The 19,742-nt window shown below is 67.3% G+C and carries 16 protein-coding genes; 11 read left to right on the top strand and 5 right to left on the bottom strand.

The window, feature by feature from the left end; all coding sequences use genetic code 11:
- Positions 1 to 12 precede the first annotated feature (12 nt).
- Positions 13 to 660: a DsbA family protein gene (locus tag NCCP691_RS00175; protein ID WP_220806211.1), complete on the top strand. Its 648-nt coding sequence runs from the start codon at positions 13 to 15 to the stop codon at positions 658 to 660.
- Positions 661 to 735: 75 nt separating this feature from the next.
- On the opposite strand, the gene phbB is transcribed toward NCCP691_RS00175, so the two are convergent.
- Together phbB and NCCP691_RS00165 are read right to left on the bottom strand one after the other, a co-directional pair.
- A complete protein-coding gene (gene phbB, locus NCCP691_RS00170) occupies positions 736 to 1,476 on the bottom strand; it encodes an acetoacetyl-CoA reductase (protein WP_220806210.1) in 741 nt (246 codons plus the stop codon).
- A 44-nt stretch (positions 1,477 to 1,520) separates the two neighbouring features.
- Entirely contained in the window at positions 1,521 to 2,696 is a 1,176-nt protein-coding gene (locus NCCP691_RS00165; RefSeq protein WP_220806209.1) for an acetyl-CoA C-acetyltransferase, read from the bottom strand.
- Between the two features lie 256 nt (positions 2,697 to 2,952).
- On the opposite strand from NCCP691_RS00165, the gene NCCP691_RS00160 reads away from it, so the two are divergent.
- Complete coding sequence (locus tag NCCP691_RS00160; RefSeq protein WP_220806208.1) at positions 2,953 to 3,531, top strand: AMP-binding protein; 579 nt, start codon at positions 2,953 to 2,955, stop codon at positions 3,529 to 3,531.
- On the opposite strand, the gene NCCP691_RS00155 is transcribed toward NCCP691_RS00160, so the two are convergent.
- Entirely contained in the window at positions 3,485 to 4,294 is an 810-nt protein-coding gene (locus tag NCCP691_RS00155) for an IclR family transcriptional regulator (RefSeq protein WP_220806526.1), read from the bottom strand. The genes NCCP691_RS00160 and NCCP691_RS00155 overlap by 47 nt on opposite strands.
- A gap of 342 nt (positions 4,295 to 4,636) precedes the next feature.
- On the opposite strand from NCCP691_RS00155, the gene NCCP691_RS00150 reads away from it, so the two are divergent.
- The 5 genes from NCCP691_RS00150 to NCCP691_RS00130 are packed head-to-tail and all read left to right on the top strand — an operon-like array spanning position 4,637 to position 10,972.
- Positions 4,637 to 6,178, top strand: coding sequence for a 3-hydroxyacyl-CoA dehydrogenase (locus NCCP691_RS00150; RefSeq protein ID WP_220806207.1), 1,542 nt, complete (start codon positions 4,637 to 4,639; stop codon positions 6,176 to 6,178).
- 3 nt (positions 6,179 to 6,181) lie between these two features.
- On the top strand, positions 6,182 to 7,384 hold the full coding sequence (locus tag NCCP691_RS00145) for a 3-oxoadipyl-CoA thiolase (RefSeq protein WP_220806206.1): 1,203 nt from the start codon (positions 6,182 to 6,184) through the stop codon (positions 7,382 to 7,384).
- A 27-nt stretch (positions 7,385 to 7,411) separates the two neighbouring features.
- Positions 7,412 to 8,596: an acyl-CoA dehydrogenase gene (locus NCCP691_RS00140; RefSeq protein WP_220806205.1), complete on the top strand. Its 1,185-nt coding sequence runs from the start codon at positions 7,412 to 7,414 to the stop codon at positions 8,594 to 8,596.
- Positions 8,597 to 8,629: 33 nt separating this feature from the next.
- The gene (locus NCCP691_RS00135; RefSeq protein WP_220806204.1) at positions 8,630 to 9,826 is read left to right on the top strand and encodes an acyl-CoA dehydrogenase family protein; all 1,197 of its coding nucleotides are present in this window, start codon (positions 8,630 to 8,632) and stop codon (positions 9,824 to 9,826) included.
- Between the two features lie 9 nt (positions 9,827 to 9,835).
- Positions 9,836 to 10,972 (top strand): acyl-CoA dehydrogenase family protein, encoded by a 1,137-nt coding sequence (locus NCCP691_RS00130; RefSeq protein WP_220806203.1) that lies wholly within the window; start codon positions 9,836 to 9,838, stop codon positions 10,970 to 10,972.
- Between the two features lie 254 nt (positions 10,973 to 11,226).
- On the opposite strand, the gene NCCP691_RS00125 is transcribed toward NCCP691_RS00130, so the two are convergent.
- Positions 11,227 to 12,834 (bottom strand): AMP-binding protein, encoded by a 1,608-nt coding sequence (locus NCCP691_RS00125; protein WP_220806202.1) that lies wholly within the window; start codon positions 12,832 to 12,834, stop codon positions 11,227 to 11,229.
- Between the two features lie 156 nt (positions 12,835 to 12,990).
- On the opposite strand from NCCP691_RS00125, the gene NCCP691_RS00120 reads away from it, so the two are divergent.
- From NCCP691_RS00120 to NCCP691_RS00105, 4 genes are all read left to right on the top strand, one after another.
- Positions 12,991 to 13,680 (top strand): TetR/AcrR family transcriptional regulator, encoded by a 690-nt coding sequence (locus NCCP691_RS00120; RefSeq protein WP_220806201.1) that lies wholly within the window; start codon positions 12,991 to 12,993, stop codon positions 13,678 to 13,680.
- Entirely contained in the window at positions 13,677 to 14,927 is a 1,251-nt protein-coding gene (locus NCCP691_RS00115; protein WP_220806200.1) for a branched-chain amino acid ABC transporter substrate-binding protein, read from the top strand. Before NCCP691_RS00120 ends, NCCP691_RS00115 begins: the two co-directional genes overlap by 4 nt.
- A 68-nt stretch (positions 14,928 to 14,995) precedes the next feature.
- A complete protein-coding gene (locus NCCP691_RS00110) occupies positions 14,996 to 18,295 on the top strand; it encodes an acetyl-CoA carboxylase family protein (RefSeq protein ID WP_220806199.1) in 3,300 nt (1,099 codons plus the stop codon).
- A 27-nt stretch (positions 18,296 to 18,322) separates the two neighbouring features.
- The gene (locus tag NCCP691_RS00105) at positions 18,323 to 18,895 is read left to right on the top strand and encodes a DNA-3-methyladenine glycosylase (RefSeq protein ID WP_220806198.1); all 573 of its coding nucleotides are present in this window, start codon (positions 18,323 to 18,325) and stop codon (positions 18,893 to 18,895) included.
- Here the strand turns inward: NCCP691_RS00105 and NCCP691_RS00100 are convergent.
- Complete coding sequence (locus NCCP691_RS00100; RefSeq protein WP_220806197.1) at positions 18,892 to 19,695, bottom strand: hypothetical protein; 804 nt, start codon at positions 19,693 to 19,695, stop codon at positions 18,892 to 18,894. The genes NCCP691_RS00105 and NCCP691_RS00100 overlap by 4 nt on opposite strands.
- Between the last annotated feature and the right edge of the window lie 47 nt (positions 19,696 to 19,742).

Raw genomic sequence — 19,742 nt, 5'->3', positions numbered from 1 at the left:
CCAAGGATCGTTATGGCCAGCCTGATCTACATCGCCGACCCCATGTGCGCCTGGTGCTACGGCATCACCCCGGAACTCGAAGCGCTCCGCGAAGCCCTGCCCGGCTTGCCGGTGCACGTGGTGGCCGGCGGCCTGCGCGTGGGCGCGGCGCAGGTCGATGAAGCCTACATCGACAGGCTGCGCGGACAGTGGCAGGAGGTCGCGGCCCGCGCGGCACTGCCCTTCGATGACCGCGCGGTGACCACCCCGGGCTTCAATCCCGACACCGAAGCGGCCTGCCGGGCGGTGGTGGCGGCACGCCTGCTGTCCCCGGCCGCCGCGCTGCCCGTGTGTTCGGCGATCCTGCGCGCCTTCCATGCCGAGGGACGCGATGTCACCCGGCCGCAGACACTGGCGGCGATCGCCGTTCCCGTGCTGCGCGGACTGGGTGTGGAGACCGATGAAGCGGCGTTTCTGGAGCGGTATGCGTCCGACGAGACCGCGCGCGCGACGCTGGAGGACTTTCTGCAGACACGGCGCTGGGGCGTGGACGGTTTTCCCGCGCTGGTACTGGAGCGCGACGGCCGGCTCGACCTGGTTTCACTCGGCTACCGGCAGCTGCCGCAGCTGGTCGACACCATGCTGGCGCTGGTCGAGGCGGAGGCTGCGCCGGCGGAATAGACGCGCGGCGCAGAAGCGGCATAAAAAAACCCGGCAGCCAGCGAGGGCGTGCCGGGCGTGCGGTATGCGATGCGATCAGAACATGTGCTGGCCGCCGTTGATCGCGATATTCGCACCCGTCAGGAATGCGGCCTCGTCCGAGGCGAGATAAGCCACCAGGCCGGCGACTTCCTCGGGCTTGCCGAGACGGCCCATCGGGATCTGCGGGATGATCTTGCTTTCCAGGACCTCGGTCGGGATCGCCATCACCATCTTGGTACCGATGTAGCCCGGCGAGATGGTGTTCACCGTCACGCCCTTGCGCGCCACTTCGAGCGCGAGCGCCTTGGTGAAGCCGTGCATGCCGGCCTTGGCCGCCGAGTAGTTGGTCTGGCCGAACGCGCCCTTCTGTCCGTTCACCGACGAGATGTTGATGATGCGGCCCCAGCCGCGGTCCATCATGCCGTCGCAGACCTGCTTGGTCATGTTGAAGACGGAGTCGAGGTTGGTCTTCATCACGGCGTCCCAGTTGACCTTGTCCATCTTCTTGAAGGTCATGTCGCGCGTGATGCCGGCATTGTTGACCAGCACATCGACCGGGCCGAGTTCGCGGGTGATCGTCTCGATGCACTCCTTGGCCGAATCATAGTCCGCGACGTCGCAGGGAAAGGCGCGGAACTTGAAGCCCTGCTTCTCCATCGTCTCCAGCCACTCTCCGGACTTGGTGTTGCCCGGCGAATAGGTGGTGACGACCTGATAGCCCAGCGCGGCCATCTTGATGCAGATCGCTTCCCCCAGACCGCCCATACCGCCAGTTACCAGCGCCAATCGTGCCATGTTGTTTCCCCCGTTGTTGTTGAATGGACCTGCGACGAATTCGTTTAGCGCTCGACGGCAAGCGCGACACCCATGCCGCCGCCGATGCACAGGCTGGCGAGCCCGCGGCGGGCATCCCGGCGGATCATCTCGTGGATGAGCGTGACCAGGATGCGGCAGCCGGAAGCGCCGATCGGGTGGCCGATGGCGATCGCGCCGCCATTGACGTTGATCTTGCTGGTGTCCCAGCCCATTTCGCGGTTGACGCCGATGGCCTGGGCGGCGAAGGCTTCGTTGATCTCCATCAGGTCGACGTCCTCGTGGGTCCAGCCGGCCTTCCTGAGGCACAGCTGCGAGGCCGGTACCGGCCCCATGCCCATGATGGTCGGATCGACGCCGGCCGAGGCGTAGGCCTTGATGCGCACCAGCGGCTTGAGGCCGAGCTGTTCGGCGCGCTGCGCGGACATCATGATGACGGCGGCGGCGCCGTCGTTGATGCCGGATGCGTTGCCGGCGGTGACGGTGCCGTCCTTGGCGAAGGCGGGACGCAGGCCGCCGAGCGCGTCGGCGGTGACGCCGGGCTTGATGAATTCATCGGTGTCGAACACCACCGAGCCCTTCTTGGCGGGGATTTCGAGCGGAATGATCTCATCCTTGAACCGGCCTTCCTTCTGCGCGGCCTCGGCCTTGTTCTGGGAAGCGCAGGCGAACTCGTCCTGCTCCTGGCGCGAGATGCCGTACTTCCTGGCGACGTTCTCGGCGGTGATGCCCATGTGGTACTGGTTGTAGACGTCCCAGAGGCCGTCGACGATCATGGTGTCGACCAGCTTGGCGTCGCCCATGCGGAAGCCGTCGCGGGAGTTGTTGAGCACGTGGGGCGAGGCGCTCATGTTTTCCTGGCCGCCGGCGATCACGATGTCGGCGTCGCCGCACTTGATGGCCTGGGCGGCGAGGTGGGTGGCCTTGAGGCCGCTGCCGCAGACCTTGTTGATGGTCATGCCCGGCACCATGTCGGGCAGGCCGGCGCGGATGACCGCCTGGCGCGCCGGGTTCTGGCCCACGCCCGCGGTGAGCACCTGGCCCATGATGACTTCGCTGACCATCTCGGGAGAGATGCCGGATTTCGATACCAGGTGCTTGATCACATGGGCGCCGAGGTCGGATGCCGCGACCTTGGCCAGCGTTCCGCCGAACTTGCCGACGGCGGTACGGCCCGCGGCGACGATCACTACGTCTGTCATTTGTGAATCCTCCAGGTTGGTCTGCGCGCGGACGGTGCGGACGGCTGCCATCTTAGCGCCGGGGAATGTCCATTTGTTTGATCTGACTCAACGCGTTCCCGTAGTCCGAAAAATGAGAACGGGGAAAAGCGGGCACGCGCTCACGGCCCGCCATCCCTCCCCCCGGGGCCGGCCGTCGTCCCCGGCGGGGGACGAGAGTTGCCGGCCGGGGCAAAAGCGTCTACAGTCCGCCAAGCCTTTTCAATCCCCTCCAAGCATGCCGCAAGAACCCGCCGACCGCCAGCAGCTCGCCGCCCTCGAAGTCATGACGCATGCCCGCAAGATCGCCGGCGGGCTCGCCGCCCTCGGCATGACGCGGGACGATGCGGTGGCCGTCCTGCTGCACCACGACCCGGTCTATCTGAGCGTGGTCCACGGCTGCCGCATCGCCGGCTGCCGGATCCGCCAGATCAGCCCGCACGCGACGCGGGAGCAGATCGCATCGACCCTGGCCGAGCCGGGCATCCGGGTGCTGTTCGTGCATGACTACTTCCTGCCGGTGCTGGCCGAACCTGCGCCGGACATCGCGCTGATCGCGGTCACGCCGCTGGCGCTGTTCCCCGGCGCCGCGGTGGCGGCGGGCGGCATGCGTCCATGGCACGCGTACCACCAGTGGCTGCCGTTACAGGAAGAAAGGAAGTCCCCGCTGACCGGCCCCCGGCGCGGACGGCGGGCGCGGGAAGCGAACGCCGACAGCGCCGCGGTGAGCGGCAGCACGATCGGGGATAGTCTGAAGATGCTGTCGGCGATTACAGCCGGCGCAGGCGGTCTACCGCCTCCAGAAGACGAGGCTTGACCTCGTTGAGCAGGAAATCCGGCGCCAGGTTGAAGGACGGTCCGCCGCAGTTGATGCTGAGGATGGGGCCGCCGTTGGCTGGACGGAAGGCGACCGCGATCGCATTGACGTCGCGCTGCCAGTCGCCGAAGGAGGTGCAGCAGCCGATCCGCCGGTACTCTTCCACCGAGCGGGCGACGCCGTCGCGGATGGCCGGCCAGCGGGTCTCGTCGAGCTCGCGCACCCGTTCCAGGATCTCGATGCGCTCGCTGTCGGGGACTTCGGCCAGGTAGGCGCGTCCCATCGCCGTCAGGGCGATCGGAATGCGGGCGCCGACGTCCAGGCGCAGCGTCAGCGCCGCCTGGCTGCGGCAGTTTTCCACGTAGATCATGCTCAGCCGGTCGCGCATGCCGAGCGATACCGTCGCGTGCGAAAGGTCGGCCAGCTCCTGCATGTAGGGGCGGGCGTACTGGCGGATGTCGAGCTTGGACAGCATCGCGCTGCCGAGCGCCAGGCTGGCGGTGCCGAGACGGTATTTCCCCACCTCGTCGTCGTACTGCAGGTAGCCCAGCTTGGTGAGGGTGTAGGTCAGCCGCGAGACCGTGGACTTGGGCAGGCGGGCGCGGTCCGCCAGTTCCTGGTTGCCCAGCATCTTTTCGCCTGAACGGAAACAGGACAGCAATTCCAGGCCACGCGCCAGCGCGGTGACGAAATGCCGGTCTTCCTTCGCGTTGGTGCTGCGCGCGGCGCCTTTTTGCGGCGCCTGTTCAACGCCCTGCTCCATCCTTCTCATTGCTCCACTCTTCGTTGCGGCCCACGGTCGAAAGCTGCCGGGGCCTGTTGTCGGTTGCCTTGCCGCGCATGGACGGCGGGCAGGCGAATGCCGTCGATACTGGCATAAGCGAACGCGAAAATCAACGAAATGCAGAATTTTGTTCCACTGTGCGGCACAACTGTGGCGGCCAAAGCGAACCTCCGGCGCCACCGGAAGTCCGATTGCGACAGGTGGCGCCGCGAGTTTTCTTGACACGATCGCCCGAAAAAGCCTACAGTTCCATTTCTGATGCAATCATTCTGCATTGCAGAACCGAGAATACCAACACCTCAGATCAGACCCGGAGACAACATGGACCCTGCCCGCCTGCCGCAACCCGGCTCCCCCGACCTCGTGCTAGGTGTCATCGGCTGCGGCGTGATGGGCCGCGGCATCGCGCAGATCGCGGTGCTGGCCGGCGCCAGCGTGCGCCTCGTCGATGCCCGCGAGGGAGCGGCGACGGCGGCGCGCGCCGAGCTGCTCACCACCTTCGGCAAGCTGGTCGAGAAAGGCAAGCTGACGCAGGAAGCGGCGGACGCCGCCGCCGGCAGGCTCGTGCCCTGCGCATCGCTCGGAGAACTGGCCGGGGCACACATTGTCGTCGAGGCGATCATCGAGGAACTCCAGGCCAAGAAAGCGCTGTTCGCCGAACTCGAAGGCATCCTCGGACCGGACGCCATCCTCGCCACCAACACTTCCTCCCTGTCGGTCACCTCGATCGCGGCCGGACTCACACATCCGGAACGCGTGGCGGGCTTCCACTTCTTCAATCCGGTGCCGCTGATGAAGATCGTCGAGGCGATCGGCGGCCTGCTGACGCCGCCGGCGGTGGTCGACTATCTGCTCGCGCTCGGCAAGCAGTGGGGACATACCGCGGTGCGCGCCAAGGACACGCCGGGCTTCATCGTCAACCATGCGGGACGCGGCTACGGCACCGAGGGCATGCGCCTGCTGGCCGAAGGCGTGGCCACGGTGCCGGTGCTGGACAACATCCTGCGCGACACCGCCGGCTTCCGCCTCGGTCCGTGCGAGCTGTTCGACCTCACCGGGCTGGACGTGTCGCACCCGGTGATGGAATCCATCTACCACCAGTACTATGAAGAGCCGCGCTTCCGGCCGCAGGGTCTTACGCGCCAGATGCTGGTCGCCGGCACCCTCGGCAAGAAGGTCGGCCAGGGCTTTTACCGCTACGGCGCGGACGGCAAGAAGGAAGCGATTGCCGAGCCGCAGCAGGCGACGCAGATGCCGCAGAGCGTCTGGATCAGCAATGAACGGCCGGAGCTGGCGGAACAGGTATCGACCCTCGCCGCGGCCGCCGGCGTGCAGATCGAAAGCGGCGTCGCGCCGAGCGACGGCGCGCTGTGCATCGTCACGCCGCTCGGCGAGGACTGCACCACCTGCTGCGCGCGCGAGCGCCTCGACCCGCGGCGCACGGTGGCGGTGGAAGCGCTGTTCGACGCCGGCAAGCGCCGGGTCGTGATGACCAATCCCGGCACGGCACCCGAATACCTGGCGATGGCCTGCGGCCTGTTCGGCGCCACCGGCGTGCCGGTCAGCGTGATCCGCGACAGCGCGGGACTGGTCAGCCAGCGCGTGGTCGCCCACATCGTCAACATCGCCTGCGAGATCGCCCAGCAGGGCATCGCCGATCCGCTCGACATCGACCGCGCGGTCACGCTCGGCCTCGGCTATCCGCTCGGGCCGCTGGCTTGGGGCGACACCCTCGGCGCGCAGACCGTGCTGTCCATCCTGAAGAACCTCGAACAACTCACCGGCGATGCGCGCTATCGCCCCAGCCCCTGGCTGCAACGGCGCGCGCTGCTCGGCCTTTCGCTGCACCACAAGGAGATCTGATCCATGCTCGACGCCTATATCTACGACGGCCTGCGTTCCCCGTTCGGCCGCCATGCCGGTTCGCTCGCGCCGGTGCGCCCCGATGACCTGGCGGCGGAAGTCATGCGCGCCGTGGTCGCGCGCAACCCGTGGAAGCCGGAACAGTTCGAGGATGTGATCCTCGGCGACACCAACCAGGCGGGCGAGGATGCGCGCAACGTGGCACGCAACGCGCTGCTGGCGGCCGGCCTGCCCTGTACCATCGGCGGCCAGACGGTGAACCGCCTGTGCGCGTCGGGCCTGGCGGCGGTAATGGACGCGGCACGCGCGATCACCTGCGGCGAAGGCAGCCTGTACATCGCCGGCGGCGTGGAGAGCATGAGCCGCGCACCGTTCGTGGTCGGCAAGTCGGAGGCGGCTTACGGACGCGACTTCAAGGTGTTCGATTCCACCATCGGCGCGCGCTTCCCGAATCCGAAGGTGACGAAGGAGTACGGCGCCCACACCATGCCCGAGACCGGCGACAACGTCGCGAAGGAATTCGGCATCACCCGCGAGCAGGCCGATGCCTTCGCGCTGGCCTCGCAGATGAAATACCACGCCGCGCTGTCCGACGGCTTCTTCGCCGGCGAGATTCACGGCATCAGCGTGCCGACCGGACGCAAGACGCCACCGGTGCTGGTCGACCAGGATGAGCATCCGCGCCCCGAGACCACGGCGCTGACGCTGGAAAAGCTCAAGCCGCTGTTCGAAGGCGGCGTGGTCACCGCCGGCAACGCCTCTGGCATCAATGACGGCGCCGCCGCGCTGATCATCGGCAGCCGCGCCGCCGGCGAGCAGGCGGGCAAGGCGCCGATGGTGCGCATCCTGTCCGCCGCGGTGGCGGGCGTGGAGCCGCGCATCATGGGCATCGGTCCGGTCTACGCGATCCGCAAGGCGCTGGACCGCGCCAACCTCAAGCTGTCCGACATGGACATCATCGAGATCAACGAAGCCTTCGCCAGCCAGGTGCTCGGCTGCCTGAAGCTGCTGGAAATCGATTTCAGCGACAGCCGCGTCAATCCGAACGGCGGCGCGGTCGCGCTCGGCCATCCGCTCGGCGCCTCGGGCGCACGCCTGGCGCTGACGGCGAGCCGCGAGCTGGCGCGCCGTAACGGGCGCTATGCCGTCGTCAGCCTCTGCATCGGCGTCGGCCAGGGTCTGGCCGTCGTGCTGGAACGTGTTTAATCAATTTTGAAGATCACCGGAGACATCATGGCCACCAACAACAAAGTGCAATTCCACTGGGACGATCCGCTGCTGCTGGACCAGCAGCTGACCAACGACGAACGCATGGTGCGCGACGCCGCCAATGCCTACTGCCAGGACAAGCTGCAGCCGCGCGTCCTGGAAGCCTTCCGCCACGAGACCACCGATCCGGCGATCTTCCGCGAGATGGGTGAACTCGGCCTGCTCGGCCCGACCATTCCCGAGCAGTACGGCGGCCCCGGCCTGAACTATGTCAGCTACGGCCTGATCGCGCGCGAGGTCGAGCGCGTCGACTCCGGCTACCGCTCGATGATGAGCGTGCAGTCCTCGCTGGTGATGGTGCCGATCTACGAGTTCGGCAATGAAGAAACCAAGCAGAAGTACCTGCCCAAGCTGGCGACCGGCGAATACATCGGCTGCTTCGGCCTGACCGAGCCCAACCACGGCTCCGACCCGGGCTCGATGGTCACCCGCGCGAAGAAGGTCGCGGGCGGCTACAGCCTGTCCGGCAGCAAGATGTGGATCTCCAACTCGCCGATCGCCGACGTGTTCGTGGTCTGGGCCAAGGACGATGAAGGCGCGATCCGCGGCTTCGTGCTGGAGAAGGGCTGGAAGGGTCTGTCGGCGCCGAAGATCCAGGGCAAGTTCGGCCTGCGCGCCTCGATCACCGGCGAAATCGTCATGGATGAAGTGTTCTGCCCGGAAGAGAACGCCTTCCCCGACGTGCGCGGCCTGAAGGGTCCGTTCACCTGCCTCAACTCGGCCCGCTACGGCATTGCCTGGGGCGCGCTCGGCGCCGCCGAGGCCTGCTGGCATACCGCGCGCCAGTATGTGCTGGACCGCAAGCAGTTCGGCAAGCCGCTCGCCGCCAACCAGCTGATCCAGAAGAAGCTGGCCGACATGCAGACCGAGATCACCATGGGCCTGCAGGGCTGCCTGCGCCTCGGCCGCATGAAGGACGAAGGCACCGCCGCCGTCGCCATCACCTCGATGATGAAGCGCAATTCCTGCGGCAAGGCGCTGGACGTGGCGCGCATGGCGCGCGACATGCTCGGCGGGAACGGCATCTCCGACGAGTTCGGCGTCATCCGCCACATGGTCAACCTGGAAGTCGTCAACACCTATGAAGGCACGCACGACATCCACGCCCTGATCCTGGGCCGCGAGCAGACCGGCATCGCCGCGTTCTGACACACGCGCAAGCACATCACGCACGAGGAAACCATGGATTTGAACTTCACCCCCGACGAAGTCGCCTTCCGCCAGGAAGTGCGCGACTTCGTCGCCGACAACCTGCCGGCCGACATCCGTCACAAGGTGATCAACGGCCTGCTGCTGCAGAGCGAGGACTACGTCCGCTGGCAGAAGATCCTGCACGCCAAGGGCTGGGGCGGACCCGGCTGGCGCAAGGAATTCGGCGGCCCGGGCTGGACCCCGACCCAGCAGTACATCTTCGACGAGGAATGCGCCGCCGCCGGCGCGCCGCGCGCGATCCCCTTCGGCCTGAAGATGGTCGCGCCGGTGATCATGCAGTACGGCTCCCCCGCCCAGCAGCAGCGCTTCCTGCCGAAGATCCTGTCGGCCGACGAATGGTGGTGCCAGGGCTATTCCGAGCCGGGCGCCGGCTCCGACCTGGCCTCGCTGAAGACGCGCGCGGTGCGCGAAGGCGACCACTACGTGGTCAACGGCCAGAAGACCTGGACCACGCAGGGCCAGTATGCGGACTGGATTTTCTGCCTGGTGCGCACCGACACGGAAGCCAAGCCGCAGCGCGGCATCTCCTTCCTGCTGATCGACATGAAGACGCCGGGCATCACCGTGCGTCCCATCATCACCATGGATGGCGCGCACGAGGTCAATGAAGTCTGGTTCGAGAACGTGCGGGTGCCGGTCGAGAATCTCGTCGGCGAGGAAAACGCCGGCTGGACCTATGCCAAGTTCCTGCTCGGCCACGAGCGCACCAACATCGCCGGCATCGGCATCGCCAAGCGCGAACTCGCGCGCCTCAAGCGCATCGCCACGCTGGAGACCAAGCACGGCAAGCCGCTGATCAAGGATCCGATGTTCGCCGCGCGCATCGCCCAGGTCGAGATCGACCTGACCGCGCTGGAGATCACCAACCTGCGCGTGCTTTCGGCGGAGGCCGAGCGCCGCGCGCCCGGCCCGGAAGCCTCGATCCTGAAGATCAAGGGCACCGAGATCCAGCAGGCGATCACCGAACTGCTGGTGCAGGTCGTCGGCACCTATGCGCTGCCGCTACGCCGCGACGCCATGGCGGCCGGCTACCAGGGCGATCCGGTGGGACCGTTCTACGCGATCCCGCTGGCGGCGAACTACCTGAACATGCGCAAGCTGTCGATCTACGGCGGCTCCAACGAGATTCAAAAGAACATCATCGCCCAGATGATCCTGGGCCTGTAGGAGGACGCGATGGACTTTACGTTTACCGAAGAACAGCAGATGCTGCTCGACACCACGCGCCGCTTCGTGGAAAAGGAATACGACTTTGAAAAGCGCCGTCACATCAAGGACAAGACGGCCGAGGGCTACAGCCGCGAAGTCTGGCAGGGCCTGGCCGACATCGGCCTGCTGGCGCTGAACGTGCCGGAAGCCGACGGCGGCCTAGGCGGCGGGCCGATCGAAACCATGCTGGCGATGAATGCGATCGGCGAAGGCATGCTGCTCGAGCCCTTCCTCACCAGCGCGGTGCTGTCGACGCGGGCCATTGCCCTGCTCGGCAACGAGGCGCAGCGCGCCGAACTGCTGCCGGCGCTGGCCGGCGGCGAAAAAATCGCGACCTTCGCGCATGAAGAACCGCAGACCCGCTTTGACCGCATGGACATCGCCACGCGTGCCTGGAAGGTCGGCAGCGGCTACATGCTGACCGGCGCCAAGAGCGTGATCGCACACGGCGCGACGGCGGATTTCCTGCTGGTGACCGCACGCCTGGCCAATGTCGGCGAATCCGGGCCCCTGGCCGTGTTCTGCGTGCCGGGCGACACCGCCGGCGTGCGCCGGACCGCGTACAAGACGGTGGACGGCATGCCCGCGGCCGACCTGCGCTTCGAACAGGTCTTCCTGCCCTCTTCCGCCCTGCTGGGCGGCGTCGCCGATGCCGAACAGGCGGTCGCCGACGTGCTCGACTTCGGCCTCGCCGCGGTCTGCGCGGAAGCCGTCGGCGCGCTCGACAAGATCCAGGCCGCGACCGTGCAGTACGCGCGCGACCGCAAGCAGTTCGGCCAGCCGATCGGCAAGTTCCAGGCGCTGCAGCACAGGATGGCGGACATGGTGCTGCACAACGAACAGGCACGCTCGATGAGCTACCTGGCCGCGGTGCGCTGCACCGACACCGACCTCGCGCAGCGCCGCCGCGCGCTATCCGCCGCCAAGGTGGTGGTCGGGCAGGCGTGCCGGTTCGTCGGGCAGCAGGCGGTGCAGCTGCATGGGGGGATGGGGGTTACCGACGAGCTGAATGTCAGCCATTACTTCAAGCGGCTGATGGCGGTTGAGTTGCAGTTCGGGAGTACTGATCATCATTTGGAGCTGTATGCGGAGGGGCTGGTCTGAGTGGGCAGTACGCTCTTTCGGTCTGAAGCGTCGCGGGTAGTGTCGGTCCCGGTGCCGGCATTGCCGCGGGCGCCTTGAATTGCGGCTGCTGCGCTCGTTTCTTTGTTTCTCTTCGGTGCTTCAACGTTATAGCCACTGCCCCGGAGACTAGCCGGGACTGCCCCGGCAAGCATCCGCGAAGCGGCTACTGCTTTGCGGCACCGGAGAGAAGCAGAAGCAAACACCCCAACCGCAGGCAGAAATAGCCTCTCCCCCTACTCCTCCCTCAACAACCTCCTCAACACCTTCCCCGCCCCCGTAGCCGGCAACTCCCCCCGAAACACCACCATCTTCGGCACCTTGTAAGCCGCCATCTGCTCCCGGCTCCACCCGATGATGTCCTCCGCGCGCACCTCGCCCGCGTCGGGCTTGAGCACGACGAAGGCCTTGATGACTTCGCCCTTGGTGGCGTCAGGCACGCCGATCACGGCCGCCTGCCGCACCGCCGGATGCTTGACGAGGATGGTCTCGACTTCTTCCGGGAACACGCTGTAGCCGGAGACCTTGATCATTTCCTTGAAGCGGCCGGAGAAGGTCAGGTAGCCGTCTTCATCGAGCTTGCCCATGTCGCCGGTGTAGACCCAGCCGTCGCGCAGCGTGGCGGCGGTGGCTTCCGGCTTGTTCCAGTAGCCCTTGAAATTGCCGGGGCTCCTGAGGGTGATTTCGCCCATCTCACCTGGCGGCAGCACGGCGCCGCTGTCCTTGTCGACGATGCGGCATTCGACGCCGGGCATCAGCCGGCCCTGGGTGCCCCACCTGACGGCGTCGCGCGGCGTGCCGGTGTCGCAGGTGTGGGTCTCGGACAGGCCGTAGGCGGCTTCGAAGGTCTGGCAGCCGCCGGCAAAGTCGCGCCATTGGTTCGCGAGCGGCTCGGTCAGGGTGATGCCGAAGCTGGTGCAGGGATTGATCTTCAGCGAGGTGAGCGAGTAGCGCCGCGCCTCGGGCACCTGCATGACGGCGACATTCATCGGCGCGATGCTGTACCAGTGGCTGACCCGGTAGCGGTCGATCGCCTGCAGGACCGCAAGCGGGTCGAAACGGTGCAGCAGCACCGCGCTCGCGCCGCTGTAGATGGTGCAGTTGATGCCCATCAGCATGCCGGCGATGTGGTACAGCGGCGCGATCGCCAGCGTCACGGTGTCGTTCCCGACCGCGCCCGCGCTTGCCGCGCACAGGGTCTTGAACAGCGCGTTTCGGTAGGTGAGCATGGCGCCCTTGGGCATGCCGGTCGTACCGGAGGTATAAGTCAGCAGCACGACGTCGTCCATGTCGAGCTGCGGCGACGGCGGCGCCTCCTTCACGTCGGCGAGCGTGCCGAGCAGGTCCATGGTCCCCGGCACCGGCTGCCTCGGCACCCGCACTTCCGCCGGGACTTCGATTGCGGGCTGCTCCGGCAGCAGGTCGGAATAGCTGGTGAGGAAGATGTGGCGCAGCCGGGTTTTCGCGCGCACCTGTTCGATGACCGGATACAGGGTGTCGGCGGCGACGATGACTTCGGCGCCGAGGTCGCTGACCTGGTATTCGAGTTCATGCTGCTTGAACAGCGGGCTGCAGGGGCTGACGGCGGCGCCGAGCTTCTGGATGCCGAAATGCGCGATCACGTACTGCGGACAGTTGGACAGGAACAGCACCACGCGGTCGCCCTTCTTCACGCCCAGGGCGGCGAGCTTGGCGGCGAAGCGGTCGCTCAGATCGTCGAGCTCGCGGTAGCTGAGCTCGCGGCCGTACCAGTTGTACGCGCATTTGTCCGGTTGGTTGCGCGCATGCTGGCGCAGGTATTCGTGCAGGGGCTTTTCGCCCTGGGAGTAGGCAATCGCGGTCATGTTCGCTGTCTCCGTGTTGTCGTTCTTGGCGAAGTATGAGGATGGTGCGGCCGACCCCGGGCCGTCTTGAGCTGCCGCAAATCCGGCCGGTCGACGCACCATAATATACCGGTTGGTATAAACTTCCTACCGCCTGGTATATTCACCCGTCATCCCATGCCCACAATGGCAAGCCGCCGCCAACTCGCGCCGCAACAGCCCGATCCCGCCCATGAACGCAAGCGGGAGCAGATCCTGCAGGCCGCCGAGGAGCTTTTTTTCCGCAAGGGTTATTCGGGCACCACCATCGCGGACATCTGCGAACGGCTCGGCGTGACCAAGCCCTTTCTCTACTATTACTTCGCGAATAAAAACGAGATCTTCGAGACGCTCTCCTGGCGCGCTTCACACGCCTGCCTGACCGCCCTGCATTTCGAGAATGACGAGCGGCCGGCGATCGAGCGCCTGCGCGAAGGGCTGCACCGCTTCGCCGCCGCCAACATCCATTTCTTCAAGTCGGGCACCTTCGCCTACCGCGAGGCGGGCGCGCTGCAGCCGGCCTTCACCCGCCGGCTCAAGGCAATGGCGCGCCGCTTCTATGACGAGCTGTGCGCGCTGCTGGAGCAGGCGCGCGCCGATGGCGAGCTGGATTTCCACGACGCGCGCCTGACCGGGCTGGCGATCGGCAGCATCGCCGGATTCATGTACACCTGGTACAAGCCGGACGGCCGTCTGCCGCCGCACGAGATGGTGCAGGAACTGACCGGCATTCTGCTGCGGATTGCCGGCGCGGAAACCGCCCCCCGGGCGAAAACGCGGAAAGCACGCAGCACAGGCAGCAAGACAACCAAGAGGAGACAGCAATGAGGAAGACAGCAGCACGCATCGCCATCGGCGCCGCCTGCGCGGTGTCCGCCGCCGCCGGCGCGCAGGAGACGTTCAAGGTCGCCTACATCGATCCGCTTTCCGGGCCCTTCGCCGAAGTCGGCGAGCTGATGCTCAACCATGTGCGTTTCGCGGTGGACGACATCAATGCCCGGGGCGGCGTGCTCGGCGGCATGAAGATGGAGATGGTCACCTTCGACAACAAGCTGTCGGCGCAGGAGAGCCTGACGGCGCTGCAGGCCGCCATCGACGCCGGCGCGAAGGTGGTATTTACCGGCGGGTCCGGCTCGACCGCGGTGAGCGCGATGGTCGAGGCCGCCAACAAGCACAACGAGCGCAATCCGGACAAGGCGATCCTGATCGTCAACCATTCCTCGATCGATCCCGACCTCACGGGCAAGCACTGCAGCTTCTGGCATTTCACCACCGAAGCCAACACGGCGATGAAGATGAAGGCGCTCACCTCCTTCATGCAGGAGAAGCAGGACATCAGGAAGGTCTACCTGCTCAACCAGGATTACGCGCACGGCCGCGTCTGGGCGAGGCTGGGCAAGGACATGCTGTCTTCGGCGCGCACGGATGTGCAGTTCGTCGGCGAGGACTTCCACCCGATGGGCAAGGTGAAGGACTTCTCGCCCTATGTGGCCAAGGTGAAGGCGGCCGGCGCCGATACCATCATCACCGGCAACTGGGGCGGCGACCTGTCGCTGCTGGTGAAGGCGGCGGCCGATGCAGGCCATGACTGGCGCTACATCAACCATAGCGCCGGCGCGCTGCCCGGCGCGGTGCTGGCGATCTCGCAGGCGAAGCTCGGGCGCGTGACCTGGGTCGGCGAATGGCACCAGAACGTCGAGAATCCGAAGGTGGCGCCGGTGGCCAGCGCCTACCGTCAGCGCTACAACAAGCCCTTCCTGGCGCCGCGCATGGACATGGCGCCGCGCATGGTGGCGGCGGCGGTCGAGAAAGCGAAGTCGACGCAGCCGGTGAAGATCGCGCTCGCGCTGGAGGGCATGACCTATCCGTCCATCATCGGCGACGTCACGATGCGCAAGGAAGACCACCAGCTGCTGCTGCCGCAGACGGTTTCCACGGTCGCGCCGGTCGACGGCAAGACGGTGAAATCCGGGGTCGAAGGCACGAACTACGGCTTCCGCACCGAGACGGTGGTCGAAGGACGGGACCTCGCGCTGCCGACCGAGTGCAAGATGAAACGGCCCGCCGGCGCCTGAGCCTCACCGCCCGCCCCGCGCCGAGCGCGCGGGGCGCCACCCGAAACGATGAAAGTCTATCCAGCATCATGCCCATCACTTCCCTGTTGATCGCCAACCGCGGCGAGATCGCCATCCGCATCGCCCGCGCCGCCGCCGAACTCGGCATCCGCAGCACCGCCGTCCACGCCGAAGACGACGCGGCCTCGCTTCACGTGCGCAAGGCCGACCGCGCCCTGCCGCTGAGCGGGCGCGGCGCGCGCGCCTACCTGGACGGGAAGCAGATCGTCGAGCTGGCCAGGCAGGCAGGCTGCGACGCGATCCATCCCGGCTACGGCTTCCTGAGCGAGAACGCCGGGTTCGCCGAACTGTGCGCCGAAGCCGGCATCCGGTTCGTCGGCCCGGCACCGGAGGTGCTGCGTTGCTTCGGCGACAAGGCGCAGGCGCGCGCGCTCGCGCAGCGGGCGGACGTGCCGGTGCCGGCCGGGATCAACCAAGCGGTGACGCTGGAACAGGCCCAGCATTTCCTCGCCTCGCTGCGAGGCGGCGGCATGATGATCAAGGCCATCGCCGGCGGCGGCGGGCGCGGCATGCGCGCGGTGCTGAAGGCGGACGAAGTGGCCGCCGCCTTCCAGCGCTGCCGCTCGGAGGCGCAGGCCGCGTTCGGCAACGGCGAGCTGTACGTGGAACAGCTGCTGCCGGCGGCACGGCATATCGAGGTGCAGGTGCTGGGCGACGGCAGCGGCGCGGTCAGCCACTGCTGGGAGCGCGAGTGCACGCTGCAGCGGCGGCATCAGAAGCTGCTGGAAATCGCTCCCAGCCCATCCCTGCCGCGCGCGCTGCGAGAGCGCATCCTGCAGGCCGCGCTGCGCATGGCGGCACAGGTCGGTTATGCGGGCCTCGGCACCTTTGAATTCCTGGTCGACGCTTCCCGGCATGACGCCGACGCGCCGTTCTTCTTCATCGAGGCCAATCCGCGGCTGCAGGTCGAACACACGGTGACGGAACAGGTGACGGGGATCGACCTGGTGCAGGCGCAGCTGCGCATCGCCGGCGGTGCGACGCTGGCCGAACTCGGCCTGACCCAGCATGAGATTCCCGCGCCCCGCGGTTATGCGGTGCAGCTGCGGATCAACATGGAGACCATGGATGAGGAAGGCAACGCGGTGGCGGCGGGCGGTCGCATCGATGCCTACGAACCGCCGTCCGGCCCCGGCATCCGCGTCGACGGCTACGGCTACGCCGGCTATGCCACGCATCCGGGCTTCGATTCCCTGCTGGCCAAGCTCATCGCCAGCCATCCCTCGGAACGATATCCGGATGTGCTCACCCGCGCCTATCGCGCGCTGTGCGAATTCCGGATCGAGGGCATCGACACCAACATCGGCTTCCTGCAGAACCTGCTGACACGTCCCGATGTCATCGCCAACCGCGTCCACACCCGCTTTGTCGAGGAACACGTCGCGGCCCTGCTGGAGCCGGTCGGCGGTGCCCACCCGCGCCTGCATGCGGAGGCAGGTGCCGCGCCGGCGGCGGCGCAGGACAGGCGGGAGGCGGCGCCGCCGGGCACCGTCGCGCTCACGGCGCCGATGCAGGGCAGCGTGGTGTCGGTGGACGTGTCCGAGGGCGAGACGGTGCGCGCCGGCCAGCCGGTCGCGGTGCTCGAAGCCATGAAGATGGAACATGTCGCCCATGCCGAAACCGCCGGCGTGGTGCGCAGGATCGCCGCGCGCAAGGGAGAGGTGCTGGCGCATGGGCAGCCGCTGCTGTTTCTGGAGCCGGTTGAGGACAGCGAAGCGGGCGCGGCGGCGCAGGACGAATCAGCCGATCCCGACGCGATCCGCGCCGATCTGGCGGAAGTCCGGGAACGTCACGAGATCGGCCTCGACCACCGCCGGCCGGACGCGGTCGCCCGCCGCCGCAAGACCGGGCAGCGCACCGCGCGCGAGAACATCGCCGACCTCTGCGACGAAGGCAGCTTCATCGAATACGGCGCGCTGGCGCTGGCCGCCCAGCGGCGCCGGCGGCCGCTGGACGAACTGGTCGCGATCAGTCCGGCCGACGGCCTGGTCGCCGGCATCGGCAGCGTCAATGGCGCGCTGTTCGGCGACGACAAGTCGCGCTGCATGCTGCTGTCCTATGACTACACGGTATTCGCGGGCACGCAGGGCATGATGAACCACAAGAAGACCGACCGCATGTTCCAGCTGGCCGAACAGTGGCGGCTGCCGGTGGTGCTGTTCGCCGAGGGCGGCGGCGGGCGTCCGGGCGATACCGACGCCATGCTGGTGGCGGGCCTGGACTGCATGTCCTTCTTCACCTTCGCGCGGCTCTCGGGCGTGGTGCCGCGCGTCGGCATCGTCTCCGGCCGCTGCTTCGCCGGCAATGCGGCGCTGCTCGGCTGCTGCGACGTCATCATCGCCACCGGCAACGCGACGATCGGCATGGGCGGCCCGGCGATGATCGAAGGCGGCGGGCTCGGCGTCTACGCGCCGGAGGAAGTCGGGCCGGTGAGCATGCAGTCGCCCAACGGCGTGATCGACGTGGTGGTACGCGACGAGGAAGAAGCGGTGCGGGTGGCGAAACAGTACCTGTCCTACTTCCAGGGCAGCATCGGCGAATGGGAAGCGGCGGACCAGCGCAGGCTGCGCCAGCTGATTCCGGAAAACCGGCTGCGCGTCTACGATATCCGCCGCGTGATCGAGACGCTGGCCGATACCGGCTCGGTGCTGGAACTGCGGAGCGAGTTCGGGCGCGGCATCGTCACCGCGCTGGTCCGCATCGAAGGCCGTCCCTTCGGCCTGATCGCCAACAATCCGGCGCACCTCGGCGGCGCGATCGATGCCGATGCCGCCGACAAGGCGGCGCGCTTCATGCAGCTGTGCGAAGGCTTCGGCCTGCCTCTCGTTTCCCTGTGCGACACGCCCGGCTTCATGGTCGGGCCGGACGCTGAAAGGACGGCGATGGTGCGCCATGTGTCGCGCATGTTCGTCACCGCCGCCGGCATGTCGGTGCCGATGTTCACCATCGTGCTGCGCAAGGGCTACGGGCTGGGCGCGCAGGCCATGGCGGGCGGCAGCTTCCATGCGCCCTTCTTCACCATCGCCTGGCCGAGCGGCGAATTCGGCGCCATGGGCCTGGAGGGCGCGGTGCGGCTCGGCTACCGCAAGGAGCTTGAAGCGGTCGCCGATCCGGCCGAGCGCCAGAAACTGTTCGAGCGCATGGTGGCGGAATCCTACGAGAAGGGAAAGGCGATCAACATGGCTTCCTTCCTGGAGATCGACGACGTGATCGACCCGGCCGAATCGCGGCAGTGGCTGCTGCGCGGCCTGCGCTCGGTGCCGCCGGATGCCGCGCGCAAGCCGCGCCGCTTCATCGACACTTGGTAGCGGCGGCAACAAGGGAATGGATCAGTCATGAAGCTGGCGCGCGACTTCTACGACCGCGATACGGAAACCGTGGCAAGAGAGCTGCTCGGCATGCATCTCGTGCGCCGCGGCACGGGCGCCGAGCGCCGGGGGCGCATCGTCGAGGTGGAAGCCTATGTCGGCGCCCATGATCTCGCCTCGCATTCGTCGAAGGGCGTCACCGCCCGTACGCGCGTGATGTACGGACCGCCGGGCCATGCCTACGTCTATCTCATCTACGGCATCCACCACTGCCTCAACGTGGTGACCGAGCCGGAAGGCCACGGCGCCGCCGTGCTGCTGAGGGCGCTGGAGCCCTTGTCCGGCATTGCGGGCAACACGCGCGGACCCGGGCTGTTGTGCAGGGCGATGGGCATCGACCGCTCCTTCGACGGCCTCGACCTGTCGGGCGATCTGTTGTTCATCGAGGATCCGGGAGGGCGGGATGCGCCGGAAATCGTCGCCGCGCCCCGTATCGGGGTCGACTACGCGGGGGAATGGGCGCAGCGGCCGCTGCGATTCTATTTGCGCGACAACGCATGGGTGTCGCGCCGGGACCGGTCGAATCGAGGGCGCGGCTAGCGTCCCGAGCTTGTTTCCCCGCCGCCCGGCACGGGCGCGGCAGCCTGCGTCACCGTGCGGCGTCCGCCGAGCGCCAGCACCACGTCCTCGGCGGTCGCTTCGACATACTCCAGTACCTTGTCGCGCACGGCCATCAGTTCGGCTTCGGTCGGCGCGGCGCCCTGGCCGGGCCTGACGGCGCCATACAGCGGCACCGACGGCGCCCGCAGGGTATCGCGCAGCGGCGGCGCTGTCGCCAGGTCGCCCGGCGGATCGAGCAGGAAGACATTCCACTGGAAACCGGAGACGGCGCGCCAGCTGGTCACGCCGTTGGTGCTGCTGCTGTACACGCCCGGCCCTTCGGCGACACGGTCGCAGGGGCCGCCGCTGCAGTCCTGCACGGCGAGCGTCCGCGCGTCCTTCACCAGCACGACCGCCCGCACGCCCTGGGCCCGCAAGCCCTCATACAGCGGCCCGGCGGACGGCTGCCACTGCCGGCCGGCCGGCCCGATCAGCCCCGCCAGGTCGTCATGGCGCAGACCCTGGCTTTCCAGGTCGACCACGCTGAACCCGGCCTGAGTCAGCTCGCGCTGCACCGTTGCCGCGACGGCGTTGTCCAGTTGCCAGTCATACGGATAGGCGCGCGCGATGCGGCCGGCGCTGCGGCCGTCGGACTCGTAATGGGTATGTACCGGCATGTCGCCGGCTTCGACCAGCAGACCGACGCGGTCGCCGGGATGGAGGGTGAATGGAGGACCGGCTGGCGCGGCGGCGCAGCCGGCTAGCATCAATGCGGGAATGAGGCGCAAGAGCGGCATCATGTTTTCCTGCAGGCGATGGTTGCTAACCCCTGTAGGACGCCGGCGGC

The sequence above is a fragment of the Noviherbaspirillum aridicola genome (assembly GCF_019656455.1).
Lineage (GTDB): Bacteria > Pseudomonadota > Gammaproteobacteria > Burkholderiales > Burkholderiaceae_D > Noviherbaspirillum > Noviherbaspirillum aridicola.
This window is presented reverse-complemented; position numbering and strand designations above follow the sequence as displayed.